The organism is Enterobacter sp. K510 (assembly GCF_055804875.1).
In genome coordinates this window covers 37,473-56,361 of record NZ_JBNRLQ010000004.1, presented here as the reverse complement: position 1 = coordinate 56,361, position 18,889 = coordinate 37,473, and the positions used below count along the sequence as shown (strand labels likewise).

General features: G+C 56.3%; 13 protein-coding genes and 1 pseudogene. 9 read left to right on the top strand and 5 right to left on the bottom strand.

Features of this window, described 5'->3' with window-relative positions; all coding sequences use genetic code 11:
• Positions 1-5 precede the first annotated feature (5 nt).
• Together ACQUTD_RS08020 and rlmKL are read right to left on the bottom strand one after the other, a co-directional pair.
• Complete coding sequence (locus ACQUTD_RS08020) at positions 6-1,913, bottom strand: ABC transporter ATP-binding protein (RefSeq protein WP_318373066.1); 1,908 nt, start codon at positions 1,911-1,913, stop codon at positions 6-8.
• 11 nt (positions 1,914-1,924) lie between these two features.
• Entirely contained in the window at positions 1,925-4,042 is a 2,118-nt protein-coding gene (gene rlmKL / locus ACQUTD_RS08015) for a bifunctional 23S rRNA (guanine(2069)-N(7))-methyltransferase RlmK/23S rRNA (guanine(2445)-N(2))-methyltransferase RlmL (RefSeq protein WP_473274962.1), read from the bottom strand.
• Between the two features lie 100 nt (positions 4,043-4,142).
• Between rlmKL and ACQUTD_RS08010 the strand changes: the two genes are divergently transcribed.
• Positions 4,143-5,252, top strand: a complete 1,110-nt coding sequence (locus ACQUTD_RS08010; RefSeq protein WP_473274964.1) for an MOSC N-terminal beta barrel domain-containing protein — start codon at positions 4,143-4,145, stop codon at positions 5,250-5,252.
• Here the strand turns inward: ACQUTD_RS08010 and zapC are convergent.
• Entirely contained in the window at positions 5,249-5,791 is a 543-nt protein-coding gene (zapC, locus tag ACQUTD_RS08005) for a cell division protein ZapC (protein ID WP_072568057.1), read from the bottom strand. The genes ACQUTD_RS08010 and zapC overlap by 4 nt on opposite strands.
• Positions 5,792-5,957: 166 nt before the next feature.
• A complete protein-coding gene (gene pyrD, locus ACQUTD_RS08000) occupies positions 5,958-6,968 on the bottom strand; it encodes a quinone-dependent dihydroorotate dehydrogenase (protein WP_318364413.1) in 1,011 nt (336 codons plus the stop codon).
• Positions 6,969-7,206: 238 nt separating this feature from the next.
• Between pyrD and ssuE the strand changes: the two are divergent.
• The 5 genes and pseudogenes from ssuE to ssuB all read left to right on the top strand — a co-directional run bounded on the left by ssuE (position 7,207) and on the right by ssuB (position 11,453).
• Positions 7,207-7,781 (top strand): annotated as a pseudogene (gene ssuE / locus ACQUTD_RS07995) (NADPH-dependent FMN reductase).
• Positions 7,774-8,748 carry a sulfonate ABC transporter substrate-binding protein gene (locus ACQUTD_RS07990; protein WP_072568054.1) on the top strand — a complete coding sequence of 325 codons (975 nt, stop codon included), beginning with the start codon at positions 7,774-7,776 and terminating at the stop codon, positions 8,746-8,748. The pseudogene ssuE and the gene ACQUTD_RS07990 overlap by 8 nt, the downstream one beginning before the upstream one ends.
• Entirely contained in the window at positions 8,745-9,890 is a 1,146-nt protein-coding gene (gene ssuD / locus ACQUTD_RS07985) for an FMNH2-dependent alkanesulfonate monooxygenase (RefSeq protein ID WP_318364415.1), read from the top strand. The genes ACQUTD_RS07990 and ssuD overlap by 4 nt, the downstream gene beginning before the upstream one ends.
• A gap of 9 nt (positions 9,891-9,899) precedes the next feature.
• On the top strand, positions 9,900-10,682 hold the full coding sequence (ssuC, locus tag ACQUTD_RS07980; protein WP_318376028.1) for an aliphatic sulfonate ABC transporter permease SsuC: 783 nt from the start codon (positions 9,900-9,902) through the stop codon (positions 10,680-10,682).
• Positions 10,683-10,685: 3 nt separating this feature from the next.
• On the top strand, positions 10,686-11,453 hold the full coding sequence (gene ssuB / locus ACQUTD_RS07975; protein WP_473274966.1) for an aliphatic sulfonates ABC transporter ATP-binding protein: 768 nt from the start codon (positions 10,686-10,688) through the stop codon (positions 11,451-11,453).
• 56 nt (positions 11,454-11,509) lie between these two features.
• Here the strand turns inward: ssuB and pepN are convergent, their stop codons facing one another.
• Entirely contained in the window at positions 11,510-14,122 is a 2,613-nt protein-coding gene (pepN, locus tag ACQUTD_RS07970; protein WP_321987248.1) for an aminopeptidase N, read from the bottom strand.
• A 265-nt stretch (positions 14,123-14,387) separates the two neighbouring features.
• Between pepN and pncB the strand changes: the two genes are divergently transcribed.
• The 3 genes from pncB to ACQUTD_RS07955 all read left to right on the top strand — a co-directional run bounded on the left by pncB (position 14,388) and on the right by ACQUTD_RS07955 (position 18,843).
• A complete protein-coding gene (gene pncB / locus ACQUTD_RS07965) occupies positions 14,388-15,590 on the top strand; it encodes a nicotinate phosphoribosyltransferase (RefSeq protein WP_473274968.1) in 1,203 nt (400 codons plus the stop codon).
• A 166-nt stretch (positions 15,591-15,756) separates the two neighbouring features.
• On the top strand, positions 15,757-17,157 hold the full coding sequence (gene asnS, locus ACQUTD_RS07960; RefSeq protein ID WP_072568048.1) for an asparagine--tRNA ligase: 1,401 nt from the start codon (positions 15,757-15,759) through the stop codon (positions 17,155-17,157).
• Positions 17,158-17,751: 594 nt separating this feature from the next.
• Positions 17,752-18,843, top strand: coding sequence for a porin (locus tag ACQUTD_RS07955; RefSeq protein WP_318373077.1), 1,092 nt, complete (start codon positions 17,752-17,754; stop codon positions 18,841-18,843).
• The last annotated feature ends 46 nt before the right edge of the window (positions 18,844-18,889 follow it).

The window sequence follows — 18,889 nt, the reverse complement described above, 5'->3', positions numbered from 1 at the left end:
CTGAATTACGCGCCGTTTTTAAGGGCCTCAAGGTATTCCCAACGCTCAAAAGCTTCTTCCAGCGCCTGTTCAGCCTGCGCCATATCGGCCAGCACTTTTTGCGTATGGTCATGAGGCTGGCTGAAGAATGCACCGTCAGCGACCTGCGCCTGAAGCGCGCTCAGTTCCGCCTCCAGGGTTTCCAGACGCTGCGGGAGCTGCTCAAGTTCGCGTTGCAGGTTATAGCTTAGTTTGTTACCGGCACGTTTAACAGTTTCTGCTTTAGGGGCCGCCGCTTCGGCACTTTTTTTCGACGCTGACTGTTTATGCGCCAGCGAAGCCGCCTGCTGGCCGCGCGCGTCCTGGTAACCGCCGACATACTGACCGATGCGGCCTTCGCCTTCGAAGATCCAGCATTCCGTCACGGTGTTATCGACGAACTGACGATCGTGGCTCACCAGCATGACGGTGCCCTGATAGCCATCGATTAACTCTTCCAGCAGTTCGAGGGTTTCCACATCCAGGTCGTTGGTCGGTTCATCGAGGATCAGCAGGTTGCTGGGCTTGAGGAACAGACGCGCCAGCAGCAGGCGGTTACGCTCTCCGCCCGACAGCGCGCGCACCGGCGTCATGGCGCGTTTCGGATGGAACAGGAAGTCCTGCAGATAGCCAAGCACATGGCGCGGCTTGCCGTTTACCAGCACTTCCTGTTTGCCTTCGGAGAGGTTATCCATCACCGTTCTGTCCGGATCGAGTTCCGCGCGGTGCTGGTCAAAGTAGGCCACTTCCAGTTTGGTGCCGCAGTGCACGCGGCCGCTGTCAGCCTGTAACTGCCCGAGCATCAGCTTCAGCAAGGTAGTTTTACCGCAGCCGTTCGGCCCGATAAGCGCGATCTTGTCGCCACGCTGCACCTGGGCGGAAAAATCCCGCACCAGCACTTTGCCGTCCACGCCGTAGTTGACGTTTTCCATCTCAAAGACGATCTTGCCAGAGCGGGAAGCTTCTTCAACCTGCATTTTCGCGCTGCCCATCACTTCACGGCGTTCGCCACGCTCGCGACGCATCGCTTTCAGGGCGCGCACACGGCCTTCATTACGGGTACGACGTGCTTTGATGCCCTGGCGGATCCACACTTCTTCCTGCGCCAGCTTGCGGTCAAATTCCGCATTCTGTAGTTCTTCCACGCGCAGCGCTTCTTCTTTCTCCAGAAGATACTGATCGTAGCTGCCCGGATAGGTCACCAGCTTGCCGCGATCCAGATCGACAATGCGCGTCGCCATATTGCGGATAAACGAACGGTCGTGGGAAATAAAGATGATGGTGCCGTTGAAGGTCTTGAGGAAGCCCTCCAGCCAGTCGATAGTCTCAATGTCGAGGTGGTTGGTCGGCTCGTCGAGCAGCAGCACGCGCGGGTTACTGACCAGCGCACGGCCGAGCGCCGCTTTACGCAACCAGCCGCCGGACAGCGAGGCCAGCGCCATATCCGCTTCCAGGCCGATCTGTTCCAGCACTTCGTTGATACGGTTTTCAAGCTGCCACAGGCCGTGGTGGTCCAGCAGATCCTGTAAGCGCGCCATCTCGTTAAGATTTTTTTCGCTCGGATCGGTCATCACCAGATGGGAAATCTCATGATAGGCCTTCAGGTATTCCGCCTGCTCCGAGATACCTTCCGCCACGAAATCGTACACGCTGCCCGCTACATTGCGGGGCGGATCCTGTTGCAGGCGCGCCACCACCAAATCCTGTTCGTAGACAATACGCCCGTCATCCAGTCCCAGTTCGCGGTTGAGGATTTTCATCAGCGTCGATTTACCCGCGCCGTTACGTCCCACCAGACACACGCGCTCGTTATCTTCGATGTGCAGTTCGGTGTTATCGAGAAGCGGCGCATCGCTGAACGACAGCCAGGCACCGTGCATACTAATTAATGACATTTATTCTTCCTTCAGGCTGAGGTGATCAGCCAGCAATTGTGGATCTGACGGTTACGGGCGAAATCCTGCGACTGTGTTTTTTGCGTGATTTCTTGTGCTTTCAGTCCGAGCTCAGCCAGACCGTCGTGATCCATACGGAAACCGCGTTTGTTGTTCGAGAACATAATGGTGCCGCCTTTGCGCAGCAGACGTTTCAAATCTTTCATCAGGCGCAGGTGATCGCGCTGCACGTCAAAGGCATCTTCCATTCTTTTTGAGTTAGAGAATGTCGGTGGATCGATGAAGATCAGATCAAACTGCTCATCCGTATCGCGCAGCCAGGCCAGACAGTCGGCCTGGATCAGACGGTGCGCGCGGCCGCTGAGATTATTCAGACGCAGGTTGCGCTCGGCCCACTCCAGGTAGGTGCGGGACATATCCACGGTGGTGGTGGATTTCGCGCCGCCCAGCCCCGCATGCACGCTGGCGCTGCCGGTATAGGCAAAGAGGTTAAGGAAATCTTTACCCTTACTCATCTGGCCTAACATGCGACGGGCGATACGGTGATCGAGGAACAGGCCGGTATCCAGATAATCGGTCAGGTTGACCCACAGGCGCGCGTTATATTCGCTCACCTGCATGAAGTCCCCTTTCTCGTTCATCTTCTGATACTGGTTTTTGCCTTTCTGCCGCTCACGGGTTTTCAGCACCAGCTTGTTCGGGGCGATACCCAGCACCGCGATAGTGGCGGAAATAATATCGAACAGGCGCTGACGGGCTTTCTGCGGATCCACGGTTTTCGGCGGCGCGTACTCCTGCACCACCACGGAATCGCCGTAGCGATCCACCGCCACGTTGTACTCCGGTAAATCGGCGTCATACAGGCGATAGCATTCAATGCCTTCCTGACGCGCCCATTTTTCCAGTTTCTTGACGTTCTTACGCAGGCGGTTAGCGTAATCTTCCGCTATCGACGCGCTGCCGCCGCCCTGCGCATCGGCGCTGGTCACGGCAATAGCATAGTTTTTCTGCACGCAGTCCAGCGGGCCGTTTTTGGCTTTAAATTGGCGGTCAGCACGCAGTTGCAGACAGTTGAGCAGATCCGGCGAAGCGCTGAACAGGGATAAATTCCAGCCACCAAACTGACTTTTGATAGTGCGCCCCAGCATGCTGTGCAACGCGATCAGCGCCGGTTCGCTGTCCAGACGTTCGCCATATGGCGGGTTGCTGAGGATTGTCCCGGTCGGGCCTTCCGGCAGCGGGTTCGTGAGTTTGGCGACGTCTTTCACCTCAAACGCGATCAGATCAGCCACACCGGCGCGACGGGCGTTGCTGCGGGCGCGCTCAATCACGCGGCTGTCGTTGTCGGAACCATAGAAACGCGAACCGTAATCCGCCAGGCCTTTACGGGCGCGTACCTGGGCTTCGGCTTTCACTTCTTTCCAGATGGCGTCGTCGTGCTGCGCCCAGCCGCCGAATCCCCAGTGCCCGCGATGCAGGCCAGGGGCACGGTCGGTGGCGTACATCGCCGCTTCGATCAACAGCGTACCGGAACCGCACATTGGATCGAGCAGCGGCGTGCCCGGCTGCCAGCCAGATCGCATCACAATGGCGGCCGCAAGGCTTTCTTTGATGGGCGCAAGGCCGGTGCCGTCACGGTAGCCGCGCTGGTGCAGGCCTTCGCCGCTCAGATCCAACGCGATATGCGCAGTATCTTTATTCAGCCAGACGTTGATACGCAGATCGGGCTTTTCACGATCGACGTTCGGGCGTTCCAGATTTTTGCGCGTGAAGCTGTCGACGATGGCGTCTTTGACCTTGAGCGCGCCGTACTGGCTGTTACGGATGGTGTCGTTCAGGCCGCTGAAGTGCACTGCAAAGGTCGCGCCGGGGCTGAAAATCTCCGTCCAGTCTATCGCCTGCACCCCGAGATAGAGATCAAGGTCGCTGTACACCTTGCACTCGCTCATCGGCATCATGATGCGCGAAGCCAGACGACTCCACATCAGGCTCTGGTAGACAAGCCGGGTGTCCCCCTCAAAATGGACACCACCCTGAACCACCTGGACGTTTTGCCCGCCCAGGTTTTCCAGTTCAGTTTTTAACAGCTCTTCCAGCCCGCGGGCCGTACTGGCAAACAGAGAAATCATATCGTCACTTATTCACTTAGAAAATTGTTGCGCATTATAGCTAATCTCAACGCTATGTCATAAAGTTGAGCGCTTATTTCCAGATTCTGAAGAGGATGGCGTGGCAACCTTATCGCGGCTTTTTATTCATCCGGTTAAATCAATGCGCGGCACCGGTCTTACCCATGCGCTGGCGGACAGCAGCGGCCTGGCGTTCGATCGTATATTTATGGTCACTGAACCCGACGGCACCTTCATTACCGCCCGTCAGTTTCCCGCGATGGTACGCTTCACGCCAGCCCTGTTACCCGATGGGCTGCACCTCACCGCCCCCGATGGCAGCAGTGCGCTGGTGCGTTTTGCGGATTTTGACCCGCAACCAGAACCCACTGAAGTCTGGGGCAACCATTTTACGGCCTTTATTGCGCCTGCGGCCATCAACCAGTGGCTGAGCGGTTTTTTCGCCCGTGAGGTGCAACTCCGCTGGGTTGGCCCGCAGCCAACGCGCCGGGTAAAACGCTTTGAAAGCGTGCCGCTCTCTTTTGCCGACGGCTTTCCCTATCTGCTGGTCAACGACGCCTCGTTACGGGATCTCCAGCAGCGCTGCCCCGCCAGCGTACAAATTGAGCAGTTCCGGCCCAACCTGGTGATCAGCGGCGCCGCCGCCTGGGAAGAAGACGGCTGGAAAGTGGTGCGCATCGGCGAGGTGATTTTCGATGTGGTTAAACCCTGCAGCCGTTGCGTATTCACCACCGTCAGCCCCGAGCGCGGGCAAAAGCATCCGTCGGGAGAACCGCTCGCCACCTTACAGAGTTTCCGTACCGCACAGGATAATGGCGATGTGGATTTCGGCCAGAACCTGATCGCCCGCAACAGCGGCGTGATCCGCGTCGGCGATGAAGTCACGGTGCTGGCCCGCGCGCCGGGAAAAATCTATGGTGCAGGAAACGTTGCTGAAACGCTTAACGTCGATAAAGCGGATCCCTCAGGCGTCAGCATTGATTTTCAGGGACAGCAATTTACCGGTAATAATCAACAGGTATTACTCGAACAACTGGAAAGTCAGGGGATCCGTGTACCCTACTCCTGCCGGGCGGGTATCTGCGGCTGTTGCCGGATCCGTTTAGTCGAGGGGGAAGTCAGTGCGCTGAAACAGTCGGCAATCAGTGAGGATGGCACCATTCTGAGCTGTAGCTGCATCCCCAGAACGGCGCTGAAACTGGAACCTTAAACCGCCTGTTCGAGGCTGAAGCTGGCGGCAATCGGCTGCGGCTTCAGCCGGTCATTCATCACTTTGATGGCATCGCCAAGCTGCATGGTACGCCCGGCAATCACTACACCCGGCTGCGCCAGCAGACAGAGCGCGGCGTTATCGCCCGGTTCGACCACCAGCAGATTCACCTGCTCTGCGGTGTCGCTCAGCCAGACGCTGGCGGCTTCGCCCTGCAGCGGCGTCCAACGGTCGTTATGCGCTAAGAAGTGCCAGCTTTTCGGCATTTGCGGTTTCAGAAAACGGATGGCCACCAGCGCATTCAGCACCAGCTCCGCCTGCTGTTCACGGCTTAAATCCAGATAGCGGCATTTTTCTTCGAAAGAGAAATAGAGCGCGGCATCTTCCACGCAAAAACCGGTCGGCGCGAAAGCATCGGGGGTTAACATGCGACGGGGAAAACGGGACCGAAATAACATGCCATTGGCCAGATCGAGCATCATACGATCGTGCTCTTCATCAAAATACCAGCGCCAGTTATCGTCAGGTTTAATTCGCATCTTCCTCTCCCGTCCGCAAGCGTCCTGTTGCTTATTTATCCATTTTGCCGCTTCGCTTATTGTGTAAATAATAAAAGACCACAATGTTTAAATAAGCAACAACGACGGAATATAAAACAACCAGGGCAGGAAATAAAGCCCTGGTTGTCATTTAGCGGGATAAACGTCAGATATGGGTGACAATTTCTTTAATCAGCGGCGGGCCTTTGAAAATAAAGCCCGAATAGATTTGTACCAGCGTTGCGCCGGCTGCCATTTTTTCCCTGGCGGCGATCACCGAATCGATTCCGCCGACGCCGATAATTGGCAGACGGCCATTCAGCTCAAGCGCTAAACGCCTGATAATTTCTGTGCTTTTTAATTGCAACGGACGGCCGCTTAACCCACCCGTTTCATCGCCATGCTTCATGCCCTGCACCAGCGATCGTTCCAGCGTAGTATTGGTGGCAATAACACCATCAATATTATGGCGAACTAAACTATCAGCCACCTGGATCAATTCTTCTTCGCTCAGATCGGGAGCAATCTTGACTGCCACCGGAACATATTTGTGATGGATATTCTGCAATTCGCTTTGCTTATTCTTGATTGCCAGCAGCAAATCATCCAGCGCTTCGCCATATTGCAGTGAACGCAAACCAGGTGTGTTAGGCGAGGAAATATTAATCGCGATATACCCGGCATAAGCATAGACTTTCTCCATGCAAATCAGGTAGTCATCCTTCCCCTGCTCCACCGGCGTGTCTTTATTTTTGCCGATATTAATACCCAGCACACCGTCAAAATGCGCTTTTTTAACGTTCTCCACCAGGTTATCAACGCCCAGGTTATTAAAGCCCATGCGGTTGATTAAGCCTTCAGCTTCCACAAGGCGGAAAATACGCGGTTTATCGTTACCGGGTTGCGGACGTGGCGTTACGGTGCCGATTTCAATTGCGCCAAATCCCATCGCGCCGAAGGCATCAATACATTCACCATTCTTATCAAGACCCGCCGCCAGGCCAAGCGGATTCTTGAAGGTCAGCCCCATGCAGGTGACGGGTTTTACCGGCACATTCTGGCGCACCAGTGCTTCAAATGGCGTACCGGACACCCGGCGTAATTGCTGAAAGGTCACTTCATGAGCGCGCTCAGGATCGAGCTGAAAAAGGGCTTTACGAACGAAGGGGTAGTACATGAACTCTCCTGGATTCCCGGTGTGCAAACCGGGGGCGTATTATGTTTCATCCCGCGGCGAAAGGGAATTGACCTGCGGCAAAAAAACCCGCAAAAGGGCAAACGTTTACCTCTCCGTCTTTTCTTATGCCAGTTTTTGGCAATTCTTGTTCAGATAAATCATTTAGTGGAATAAAAACACTCTGGCAAATTGTTATCAATGTTAGATAAAAGCAAACATTTGGTTATAAGGAGTCAGTATGCGTGTAGTGACATTAGCGGGAAGCCCGCGTTTCCCCTCGCGCTCCAGCGCCCTGCTGGAATACGCCCGCGAAAGCTTAAGCGACCAGGGGATCGAGGTCTGCCACTGGCATCTGCATAACTTCGAGCCGGAAGATTTGCTCTATGCACGTTTTGACAGCCCCGCGCTGCTGGCGCTGAACGAACAGTTAACGGATGCTGACGGACTGATTGTCGCCACGCCCATCTATAAAGCCTCTTTTCCGGCGCGCTAAAAACGCTGCTTGATCTGCTTCCGGAGCGCGCGCTGGCGGGGAAAGTCGTGTTACCGCTGGCGACCGGCGGCAGCATCGCCCATATGCTGGCGGTAGATTACGCCCTGAAACCGGTCCTGAGCGCCCTGAGCGCGCAGGAAATTTTGCAGGGGGTATTCGCTGATGATAGCCAGATCGCCGATTACCAGCATAAAGCCACCTTCAGCCCGCATCTGCAGGCCCGCCTCGATAGCGCGCTGGAAACCTTTACCCAGGCGCTGCACCGCCTTGAGCCGAAAGCCCCGCCGATCAGTGATACGCAAGGAGTCGCCCATGTTTAACCTTTTCAAATCCCGCGCCCAGTGGCTGGCGCTCAGCGGCATGTTAACGCTCTCCGCCTGGTCGCAGGCGGCGGAAACGGCCCCGGACGCGCTGCGCATTGGCTATCAGAAAGGCAGCGTCAGCATGGTGCTGGCGAAAAATCATCAGCTACTGGAAAAACGTTACCCGGACACCAAAATCTCCTGGGTGGAGTTCCCTGCCGGCCCGCAGATGCTCGAAGCCCTGAATATCGGCAGTATTGATCTGGGCAGCACCGGGGATATTCCGCCTATCTTTGCCCAGGCCGCCGGGGCGGATCTGCTGTATGTCGGCGTTGAGCCGCCGAAGCCGAAAGCGGAAGTGATCCTCGTGCCGGAAAACAGCCCGATCAAAACCGTCGCCGATCTGAAAGGCCATAAGGTGGCGTTCCAGAAAGGTTCCAGTTCTCACAACCTGCTGCTGCGCGCCCTGCAACAGGCAGGACTGAAATTCACCGATATACAGCCAACCTATCTGACGCCTGCCGATGCGCGCGCCGCGTTTTCGCAGGGCAATGTGGACGCCTGGGCCATCTGGGATCCCTATTATTCCGCAGCCCTGTTACAGGGTGGCGTGCGGGTGCTGAAAGACGGCACCGATTTGAAGCAGACAGGTTCGTTTTATCTCGCCTCCCGTCCCTATGCTGAAAAAAATGGCGCTTTTATTCAGGGCGTTCTGGATACCTTCAGCGAAGCAGATGCGTTAACCCTCAGCCAGCGCGAGGCCAGCATCAGCTTACTGGCGAAAACCATGGGGCTGCCTGAGCCGGTGATCGCCACCTATTTTGACCACCGTCCGCCGACGCGCATTTCGCCGGTCAACGACGCCACGGCCGCCCTGCAACAGCAGACCGCCGATCTGTTTTATCAGAACCGCCTTGTCCCGAAACAGGTGGATATCCGCACCCGCATCTGGCATCCGGCCACTACTCAAGGAGCTAAATCATGAGCCTGAATCTGTTCTGGTTTTTACCGACCCACGGCGATGGCCACTATCTTGGCACTGAACATGCCGCCCGCCCGGTCGATCATGGTTATTTGCAGCAGATCGCCCAGGCGGCTGACCGCATCGGTTTTAGCGGCGTGCTGATCCCGACGGGTCGCTCCTGTGAAGATGCGTGGCTGGTGGCCGCATCGCTGATCCCGGTGACCCAGCGACTGAAGTTTCTGGTGGCGCTGCGCCCGAGCGTGACCTCCCCGACCGTGGCGGCCCGTCAGGCGGCAACGCTGGATCGCCTTTCCAACGGTCGCGCGCTGTTCAATCTGGTGACCGGCAGCGATCCGCAGGAGCTGGCCGCCGATGGCGTGTTCCTCGATCACACCGAACGCTATGAAGCCTCGGCAGAATTCACCCACGTCTGGCGGCGTCTGCTGGAGGGCGACACCGTGGACTATCACGGCAAGCATATCCATGTGCGTGGCGCAAAACTCTTCTTCCCGCCGGTGCAGCAGCCCCGTCCACCGCTCTATTTCGGTGGCTCGTCAGATGTGGCGCAGGATCTGGCCGCCGAGCAGGTCGATCTTTATCTCACCTGGGGCGAACCGCCGGAACTGGTGAAAGAGAAAATCGAGCAGGTGCGCGCTAAAGCGGCGGCACACGGGCGCAGCGTGCGCTTCGGTATCCGCCTGCATGTGATTGTGCGGGAAACCAACGAAGAAGCGTGGCAGGCGGCGGATCGGCTGATCTCCCATCTGGATGATGAAACCATCGCCATCGCCCAGGCGGCGTTTGCCCGTCAGGATTCGGTGGGTCAACAGCGCATGGCGGCGCTGCATAACGGCAGACGCGAAAATCTGGAAATCAGCCCGAACCTGTGGGCGGGCGTCGGTCTGGTGCGCGGCGGCGCGGGTACGGCGCTGGTGGGCGATGGCCCGACGGTGGCGGCGCGTATTAATGAATACGCCGCGCTGGGCATCGACAGCTTTATCCTCTCCGGCTATCCGCATCTGGAGGAAGCCTACAAAGTGGGCGAACTGCTGTTCCCGCATCTGGATGTCGCCATTCCCGCCGTACCGCAGCCACGCCAGTTACAGGCGCAGGGCGAAGCGGTGGCGAATGATTACATTCCGCGCAACGTTTCACAGAGTTAAGGAGGCGCTATGTCCGACTCGTCCCGTCAGTGGCTGCTGCGCGCCGCGCCCTGGTTTTTACCGGTAGCCGTGGTGGTGATCTGGCAGATCGCCTCGTCAACCGGCTGGCTCTCCACCCGAATTCTTCCCTCGCCGGAGGGCGTGGTGGAGGCGTTCTGGTCGCTCTCCGCCAGCGGCGAGCTGTGGCAGCATTTGGCTATCAGTTCATGGCGGGCGCTGATTGGCTTCTCCATCGGCGGGTCGATTGGCCTGACGCTGGGGTTGATCAGCGGCCTGTCGCGCTGGGGAGAAAGGCTGCTGGATACTTCGGTGCAGATGCTGCGCAACGTGCCGCATCTGGCGCTGATCCCGCTGGTGATCCTGTGGTTTGGTATCGACGAGAGCGCCAAAATTTTCCTCGTCGCCCTCGGGACGCTGTTCCCCATTTATATCAATACCTGGCACGGCATCCGCAATATCGACCGGGGTCTGGTGGAGATGGCCCGCAGTTACGGGCTGTCCGGTTTCGCGCTTTTTGCCCATGTGATCCTGCCCGGCGCCCTGCCGTCGATTCTGGTTGGTGTGCGTTTTGCGCTGGGCCTGATGTGGCTGACGCTGATCGTGGCGGAAACCATTTCGGCGAACGCCGGGATCGGTTATCTGGCGATGAACGCCCGTGAGTTTTTGCAGACCGATGTGGTGGTGGTCGCCATCATTCTTTATGCCGTGCTGGGCAAACTGGCAGATCTGAGCGCGCAACTGCTGGAACGCGTCTGGTTACGCTGGAACCCGGCCTATTCTGTGAAGGAGTGATCTATGAATACTGCGCGCCTTAATCGCGGTACGCCGCTGGTGCTCAACGGCGTCACTAAACGCTACGGCCAGAACACCATTCTCAATGGCCTGGATCTGCACATTCCTGCCGGGCAGTTTGTTGCGGTGGTCGGACGCAGCGGCGGCGGCAAAAGTACGCTGTTACGCCTGCTGGCCGGGCTGGAAAAACCGCAAAGCGGCGAAATCCTCGCCGGATCCACGCCGCTGGCGCAGATTCAGGACGACACGCGAATGATGTTCCAGGATGCGCGTCTGCTGCCGTGGAAATCGGTCATTGATAACGTTGGCCTTGGCCTGAAGGGCGACTGGCGCGACGCGGCCCGTCAGTCGCTGGCGGCGGTTGGCCTTGAAGATCGCGCGACCGAGTGGCCAGCGGCGCTCTCGGGCGGTCAAAAACAGCGCGTGGCGCTGGCGCGGGCGCTGATCCACAAACCGGGTTTGCTGTTGCTGGACGAACCGCTGGGCGCGCTGGATGCGCTGACCCGGCTGGAAATGCAGGCGCTGATTGAATCGCTGTGGCAATCCCAGGGCTTTACCGTATTGCTGGTGACTCACGATGTCAGCGAGGCGGTGGCGATGGCGGATCGCGTCCTGCTGATTGAAGACGGAAAAATCGGGCTGGATCTGACGGTGGATATCCCGCGTCCGCGCAGGCTCAGCTCGGTGCGACTGGCAGAGCTGGAATCAGAAGTGCTGGATCGGGTGATGAAACGCGGCGAGACGCCGGTAAGAGCAGTAAAGACAGGGTGAGGAATACGCTCCTCACCCCTGCCCTCTCCCATCGGGAGAGGGTGACAACAGCCGGATTACGCCAGCGCTTTCTCAATCTTCTCGAACAGATCGCCCGACAGATTATCCAGCCCTTTCAGTTTTTCCAGCGCGATACGCATTAACGCCTGACGGCTTTCATCATAGCGACGCAGGCGGATCAGCGGCTCAATCAGACGTGAAGCCACCTGCGGGTTACGACGGTTCAGCTCGGTAAGCATCTCCACCATAAACTGATAGCCGCTGCCGTCTTCCGCATGGAACGCCGCCGGGTTGCTGCTGGCGAAAGCGCCAATCAGCGAACGCACGCGGTTCGGGTTAGACAGGGTGAACGAGCGGTGATTAAGCAGACTGCGCACGGTATCCAGCACGTTGGCGGCCGGACTGGTGGCCTGCAAAATAAACCACTTATCCATCACCAGACCGTCGTGATGCCACTTGTCGTCATAGTCCTGCATCAGCGCATCGCGGCATGGCAGCTGCGCCGCTACAGCGGCAGAGAGCGCGGCCAGCACGTCCGTCATATTATCGGCGTTATGATACTGTTCGCTCACCAGACGGTCGCCCAGCTGCGCATCGCCAAACGCCAGGTAGCGCAGACAGGTGTTACGCAGAGAGCGCTTGCCGATGTCCGCATGTTCCACGCGGTAGGCGTCGAGTTTATTGGCGTTATAAACGGCCAGGCACTCGTCCGCCAGCTCTGTCGCCAGGGTGCGGGTCAGGGCTTCGCGTACCGCAGCGATGGCCACCGGATCGATAATATCGAACAGTTCGGCCACTTCACTGGCGGATGGCAGCGTCAGGATCTCGGCGGCCAGCGCCGGATCGATCTGCTCATCCAGCAGGATCGCACGGAAGGCATCGGCGACATGCAGCGGTAAGGAGAGCGGCTGCCCCTGCTGCTGGCGCGCCACGTTCAGGCGGATGTAAGTCGCCAGCAGGCTTTGCGCCGCATCCCAGCGGGAGAAATCGTTACGGGCATGGCGCATCAGGAACGTCAGCTGTTGATCGCTCCATTTGTATTCCAGTTTGACCGGCGCGGAGAATTCACGCAGCAGCGACGGCACCGGCTGGAAATAGACGTTATCAAAGACAAAGGTCTGCTCGGCCTGGGTGACGTTCAGCACGTGATGCACAGCATGACCGTCTTTTTGCAGCGGGATCACATGGCCGTCGTTATCATAAAGTTCGATATCGAACGGAATATGCAGCGGCAGCTTTTCGTCCTGCTCAGCGGTCGGCGGCGTGCGCTGGCTGATGGTCAGGGTGTACTGCTCGGTTTCCGGGTTATAGTCGTCGCGCACGCTGACAATCGGCGTACCGGACTGGCTGTACCAGCGGCGGAAGTGTGACAGGTCCACGTTGGACGCGTCTTCCATCGCCTGCACAAAATCATCGCAGGTGGCCGCGCTGCCATCGTGACGCTCAAAGTAAAGCTGCATCCCTTTCTGGAAGTTTTCTTCTCCCAGCAGCGTATGCAGCATACGGATCACTTCCGCCCCTTTTTCATACACCGTGAGGGTGTAGAAGTTATTCATCTCAATGACTTTATCCGGGCGGATCGGGTGCGCCATCGGACTTGCATCTTCAGCAAACTGCAGGCCGCGCATGGTGCGTACATTGCTTATACGGTTCACGGCGCGGGAGCCTAAATCCGAGCTGAACTCCTGATCGCGGAACACCGTCAGGCCTTCTTTCAGGCTGAGCTGGAACCAGTCGCGGCAGGTGACGCGGTTACCGGTCCAGTTATGGAAATATTCGTGGCCGATAACGCGCTCAATATCGAGATAGTCTTTATCAGTGGCGGTGTCGGTACGCGCCAGCACATATTTGGAGTTAAAGACGTTCAGGCCTTTATTCTCCATCGCGCCCATGTTGAAGAAGTCCACGGCGACGATCATATAGATGTCGAGGTCGTATTCCAGACCGAAGCGGGTTTCATCCCATTTCATAGAGTTTTGCAGCGAGGTCATCGCCCATGGCGCGCGGTCAAGATTGCCGCGGTCGACGAACAGCTCCAGCGCTACTTCGCGGCCTGAGCGGGTGGTAAAGGTATCGCGCAGCACGTCGAAATCCCCCGCCACCAGCGCAAACAGGTAGCAGGGTTTCGGGAACGGATCCTGCCACTGCACCCAGTGACGCCCGTTTTCCAGATCCCCCTCGCCCACACGGTTACCGTTGGAGAGCAGGTACGGGTAGGTGGTTTTATCGGCAATGATTTTGGTGGTAAAACGCGCCAGCACGTCCGGGCGATCCAGATACCAGGTGATATGGCGGAAACCTTCCGCTTCACACTGGGTACAGAGCGCTTCGCCGGACTGGTACAGGCCTTCCAGCGCCGTATTGGTCGCCGGGCTGATCTCGTTGACGATGCGCAGGGTAAAGTGGTCCGGCAGCGCCGAAATCACCAGATAATTGTCTTCGATCTGGTAGTCGGTCCAGGGCGCATCATTAATGTGCAATGAGACCAGGGTTAAATCTTCACCATTCAGACGCAAAGGGGCATCGGACGCGCCCTGACGAGACACGCGGCTTACGGCGGTCACAACGGTTTTGGCGGCATCCAGGTCAAAGGTCAAGTCAATATCGCTGATCAGGTAGTCCGGCGCACGGTAGTCGTGGCGGTATTTGGCTTGTGGCTGTTGTGTCATAAAAAACCTTTAGCATCTTTTAGTATGGTATCGACTCCAGTCTATTCCTGTTGTGAACAACTCGCCACGCAGAATCTTCATCTTTTCAGACAGAAACGTCCTGTTTGCTACATTTTTATAACAGTGGCACGAATTGCGCTCGTCTGAAAAGCCCGCTTATGTTGTGATCGGGGTTCAATAAATTGCTAAACAGGGTATACTCCAGCGATTCTCCCCTGTTGTTTAATGTACTAAACGCTCCTGTGAGAGGATGCTACGGCACGCCATGACACAATTTGCTTCCCCGATCCTGCATACGCTGCTTGATACCGATGCGTACAAGCTGCACATGCAACAGGCTGTTTTCCACCGCTACGCCGATGTGCAGGTGGTGGCTGAATTCCGCTGCCGTGGTGACGATCTGCTGGGCATCTACGCGGATGCCATCCGCGAGCAGATAAATGCCATGCAACATTTGCGCTTGCAGGATGATGAATTCCAGTGGCTTTCCGGCCTTCCCTTCTTTAAAGCGGACTACCTCAACTGGCTGCGCGATTTCCGTTATGACCCGCAACAGGTGGAAGTCATTAACGAGAACGGCAAACTCAATATTCGTCTGAGCGGCCCGTGGCGGGAAGTGATCCTGTGGGAAGTGCCGCTGCTGGCGGTGATTAGCGAGCTGGTGCACAGCTACCGTTCACCGGAAGCAGGGGTGCCGCAGGCGCTGGCGATGCTGGAAGAGAAGCTGCTGGAGTTTGCTGACCTGACCGCCGATCTGGATCTGTCGCGTTTCCGGCTGATGGATTTCGGCACCCGCCGTCGTTTTTCCCGCAGCGTGCAGCAGGCCATTGTCGAGCGTCTGATCCAGGAGCCGTGGTTTACCGGCACCAGCAATTACGATCTGGCGCGCCGTCTGTCGCTGACGCCAATGGGCACCCAGGCGCACGAATGGTTCCAGGCGCATCAGCAGATCAGCCCGGACCTGGCGACCAGCCAGCGCGCGGCTCTCGCCGCCTGGCTTGCCGAATACCCGGATCAGCTGGGCATTGCGCTGACCGACTGCATCACCATGGACGCCTTCTTGCGGGATTTCGGTCCGGAATTCGCCACCCGCTACCAGGGCCTGCGTCACGACTCCGGCGATCCGGTGGAATGGGGTGAAAAAGCCATTGCCCACTATCAGAAGCTCGGTATCGATCCGCACAGCAAGGTGCTGGTGTTCTCCGACAATCTGGATTTGAAAAAAGCGGTCGATCTGTACCGGCACTTCTCTTCACGGGTGAATTTAGGCTTTGGTATCGGCACCCGCCTGACCTGCAATATTCCGCAGGTGAAGCCGCTGAATATCGTGATCAAGCTGGTGGAGTGCAACGGCAAGCCCGTCGCCAAACTCTCGGACAGCCCCGGAAAAACCATCTGTCATGATAAAGCTTTTGTCCGCGCCCTGCGCGAAGCCTTCGATTTACCGCTGGTTAAAAAAGCCAGTTAATCGCAAAAGGGAGCCTGAATGGCTCCCTTCTTCTTATTTATTTATTAATTCTTCGCCGGTTGCTGCGAATTCTGCTTGTCTGATGGCGCATGCCAGGTAACATAGGTATCCCCCCTTTGGGTGGATAAATGACTATTTTTTCCAGACAATTAACAGAGAGAATATTATGAGCGTTGCGCCTGTAGCCGACGTACTCCAGGGCCGTGTAGCCGTTGACCAGCAGGTCACCGTGCGCGGTTGGGTACGTACCCGCCGAGATTCAAAAGCTGGCATCTCCTTCCTGGCCGTCTATGACGGTTCCTGCTTTGATCCTGTACAGGCCGTTATTAATAATTCTCTGCCCAATTACAATGACGAAGTGCTGCATTTAACCACCGGCTGCTCGGTGATCGTTACCGGTACCGTCGTGGCATCGCCGGGCCAGGGCCAGAGCTTTGAAATCCAGGCCACCAGCGTTGAAGTTACCGGCTGGGTTGAGGATCCGGATACCTATCCGATGGCGGCCAAACGCCACAGCATTGAGTATCTGCGTGAAGTGGCGCATATGCGTCCACGCACCAACCTGATTGGCGCGGTAGCCCGCGTACGTCACACGCTGGCTCAGGCGCTGCACCGTTTCTTCCATGAGCAGGGCTTCTTCTGGGTGTCGACGCCGCTGATCACTGCCTCCGATACCGAAGGCGCCGGCGAAATGTTCCGCGTGTCGACGCTGGATCTGGAAAACCTGCCGCGCAACGACCAGGGCAAAATCGATTTCGATAAAGACTTCTTCGGTAAAGAAGCCTTCCTGACCGTTTCCGGCCAGCTTAACGCGGAAACTTACGCCTGCGCTCTGTCAAAGGTGTATACCTTCGGCCCGACCTTCCGCGCGGAAAACTCCAACACCAGCCGCCATCTGGCCGAGTTCTGGATGCTGGAGCCGGAAGTGGCGTTTAACGATCTGGAAGATAACGCCGCGCTCGCAGAAGCCATGCTGAAGTATGTCTTCAAAGCCGTGCTGGACGAGCGTATGGACGATCTGAAATTCTTCGCTGAGCGCGTGGACAAAGACGCCATTGAACGTCTGGAGCGTTTCATCTCTGCGGACTTCGCCCAGGTGGATTACACCGATGCGGTGCGCATTCTGGAAACCTGCGGTGAGAAATTCGAAAACCCGGTTTACTGGGGCGTGGATCTCTCCTCCGAACACGAGCGTTATCTTGCCGAGAAACATTTCAAAGCGCCGGTGGTGGTGAAGAACTACCCGAAAGACATCAAGGCCTTCTATATGCGTCTTAACGATGACGGCAAGACCGTTGCCGCGATGGACGTGCTGGCGCCGGGGATTGGTGAAATCATCGGTGGTTCCCAGCGTGAAGAGCGTCTGGATGTCCTGGATGCGCGTATGGCTGAAATGGGTCTTAATAAAGAAGACTACGGCTGGTATCGCGATCTGCGTCGCTACGGCACCGTTCCTCATGCCGGTTTCGGTCTGGGATTTGAACGTCTGATTGCCTATGTGACCGGCGTGCAGAACGTGCGTGACGTGATTCCGTTCCCGCGTACCCCGCGTAACGCCAGTTTCTGAATATCAGGGCCAGCTAATCTGGCCCTTATTTTTAAGACTCATTGTCAACTTTTGTTAACATTCAGTCTGTATTCTCAACACTCCTCTCTCTTCTCTTCACTTTTGTAACCATCCCTGTCGTCTTTACATTTCTGAACAAAAAATAAGCCCTTCTATTATTGCGGATTAGGTTTTTCTGAAGCATTAGCACAAGTGGATAAAAATCGCCCGGCAATCCGGACGGCTAAATTCAATTATAAGAAAAAGAGAGATAAGAATGATTCTTAAATAAGAATTGCCATTAGCACTATTAAATATAAGCAATTCATATATATAGGAATGGATTCGCTGAATTTATCAGCGGAGAGTCAGGAAATTAGAGATGGTTCACAAAGTTCCGAAAAATTCACACAATGTTACACATTATTTCTTTTCGTTACCGCTTTAAGACATTTGTAGCACTTTGGCGCTAGCGAAACGATTACATGAATGGAAAGATGCCTCTCAGACACAGAGAGACACCAAACTCTCATCAATAGTTCCGTAAATATTTATTGACGGAATCTATTGGCGGCAGTGGCAGGTGTTCATAAAACCTAATGAGGGTAATAAATAATGATGAAGCGCAATATTCTGGCAGTGGTTATCCCTGCTCTGCTGGTAGCCGGTGCAGCTAACGCTGCAGAAGTTTATAACAAAAACGGCAACAAACTGGATCTGTACGGCAAAGTTGTTGGCGAGCACGCCTTCACCACTTCTGGCGACAACACTTCTAACAAAGATAACTCTTACGGCCAGATCGGCTTCAAAGGCGAAACTCAGGTTAACGATCAAGTTACCGGTTACGGCCAGTGGGAATATCGTGCTAAAGCAAGCAAAGCTGAAGGCAGCCAGGACAACGTAACCCGTCTGGCATTCGCTGGTATCAAAATTGCTGACGCTGGCTCTCTGGACTACGGCCGTAACTACGGCATCGTGTACGACGTTGAGTCTTACACCGATATGGCTCCGTCCTTCTCTGGCGAAACCTGGGGCGGCGCATACACCGACAACTACATGACCAGCCGTTCTACCGGCCTGCTGACCTACCGTAACAGCAACTTCTTCGGTCTGGTTGATGGTCTGAGCTTTGGCCTGCAATATCAGGGCAAAAACGACCGTGACAACCTGAACGAAGCCAACGGCGACGGCGTGGGCGCGTCCCTGGGCTACGAGTTCGGTGAAGGCTTCGGCGTGATCGGCTCTTACAGCACTGCTAACCGTACCGTTGCGCAGAAAGAAGATGGCAAAGGCGACCGTGCTGATGCATGGGCTGTTGGCGCGAAATACGACGCAAACAACGTATACCTCGCTGCTGTGTATGCTGAAACCCGCAACATGACCATCCTGGATGGCGACGGCGACTCTATCGCTTCTGGCTACAACGTTGCTAACAAAACTCAGAACATCGAGATGATTGCACAGTACCAGTTCGACTTCGGCCTGCGTCCGTCCGTATCTTACGTGCAGTCCAAAGGTAAAGACCTGCCGGGCATCGGCGACCGCGATCTGGCACAATACGTGACCGTTGGCGCAACTTACTACTTCAACAAGAACTTCAACGTATACGGCGACTACCGTATCAACCTGCTGGACGACGAAGATGCACCGACCAGCTTCGTTGGTACCGACGACCAGGCTGTTGTTGGTGTAACTTACCAGTTCTAAGTCGTAACACACCTCGTTATATGCTTATTAAACAGGGCTCCGGCCC

Coding starts and splice junctions, on each gene's coding strand:
- rlmKL (WP_473274962.1), bottom strand. CDS start 4,042: ATGATTTCTCTGTTTGCCAGTACGGCCCGCGGGCTGGAAGAGCTGTTA.
- ssuD (WP_318364415.1), top strand. CDS start 8,745: ATGAGCCTGAATCTGTTCTGGTTTTTACCGACCCACGGCGATGGCCAC.
- ACQUTD_RS07955 (WP_318373077.1), top strand. CDS start 17,752: ATGATGAAGCGCAATATTCTGGCAGTGGTTATCCCTGCTCTGCTGGTA.
- zapC (WP_072568057.1), bottom strand. CDS start 5,791: ATGCGAATTAAACCTGACGATAACTGGCGCTGGTATTTTGATGAAGAG.
- pncB (WP_473274968.1), top strand. CDS start 14,388: ATGACACAATTTGCTTCCCCGATCCTGCATACGCTGCTTGATACCGAT.
- ACQUTD_RS07990 (WP_072568054.1), top strand. CDS start 7,774: ATGTTTAACCTTTTCAAATCCCGCGCCCAGTGGCTGGCGCTCAGCGGC.
- ACQUTD_RS08020 (WP_318373066.1), bottom strand. CDS start 1,913: ATGTCATTAATTAGTATGCACGGTGCCTGGCTGTCGTTCAGCGATGCG.
- ssuC (WP_318376028.1), top strand. CDS start 9,900: ATGTCCGACTCGTCCCGTCAGTGGCTGCTGCGCGCCGCGCCCTGGTTT.
- asnS (WP_072568048.1), top strand. CDS start 15,757: ATGAGCGTTGCGCCTGTAGCCGACGTACTCCAGGGCCGTGTAGCCGTT.
- pepN (WP_321987248.1), bottom strand. CDS start 14,122: ATGACACAACAGCCACAAGCCAAATACCGCCACGACTACCGTGCGCCG.
- pyrD (WP_318364413.1), bottom strand. CDS start 6,968: ATGTACTACCCCTTCGTTCGTAAAGCCCTTTTTCAGCTCGATCCTGAG.
- ssuB (WP_473274966.1), top strand. CDS start 10,686: ATGAATACTGCGCGCCTTAATCGCGGTACGCCGCTGGTGCTCAACGGC.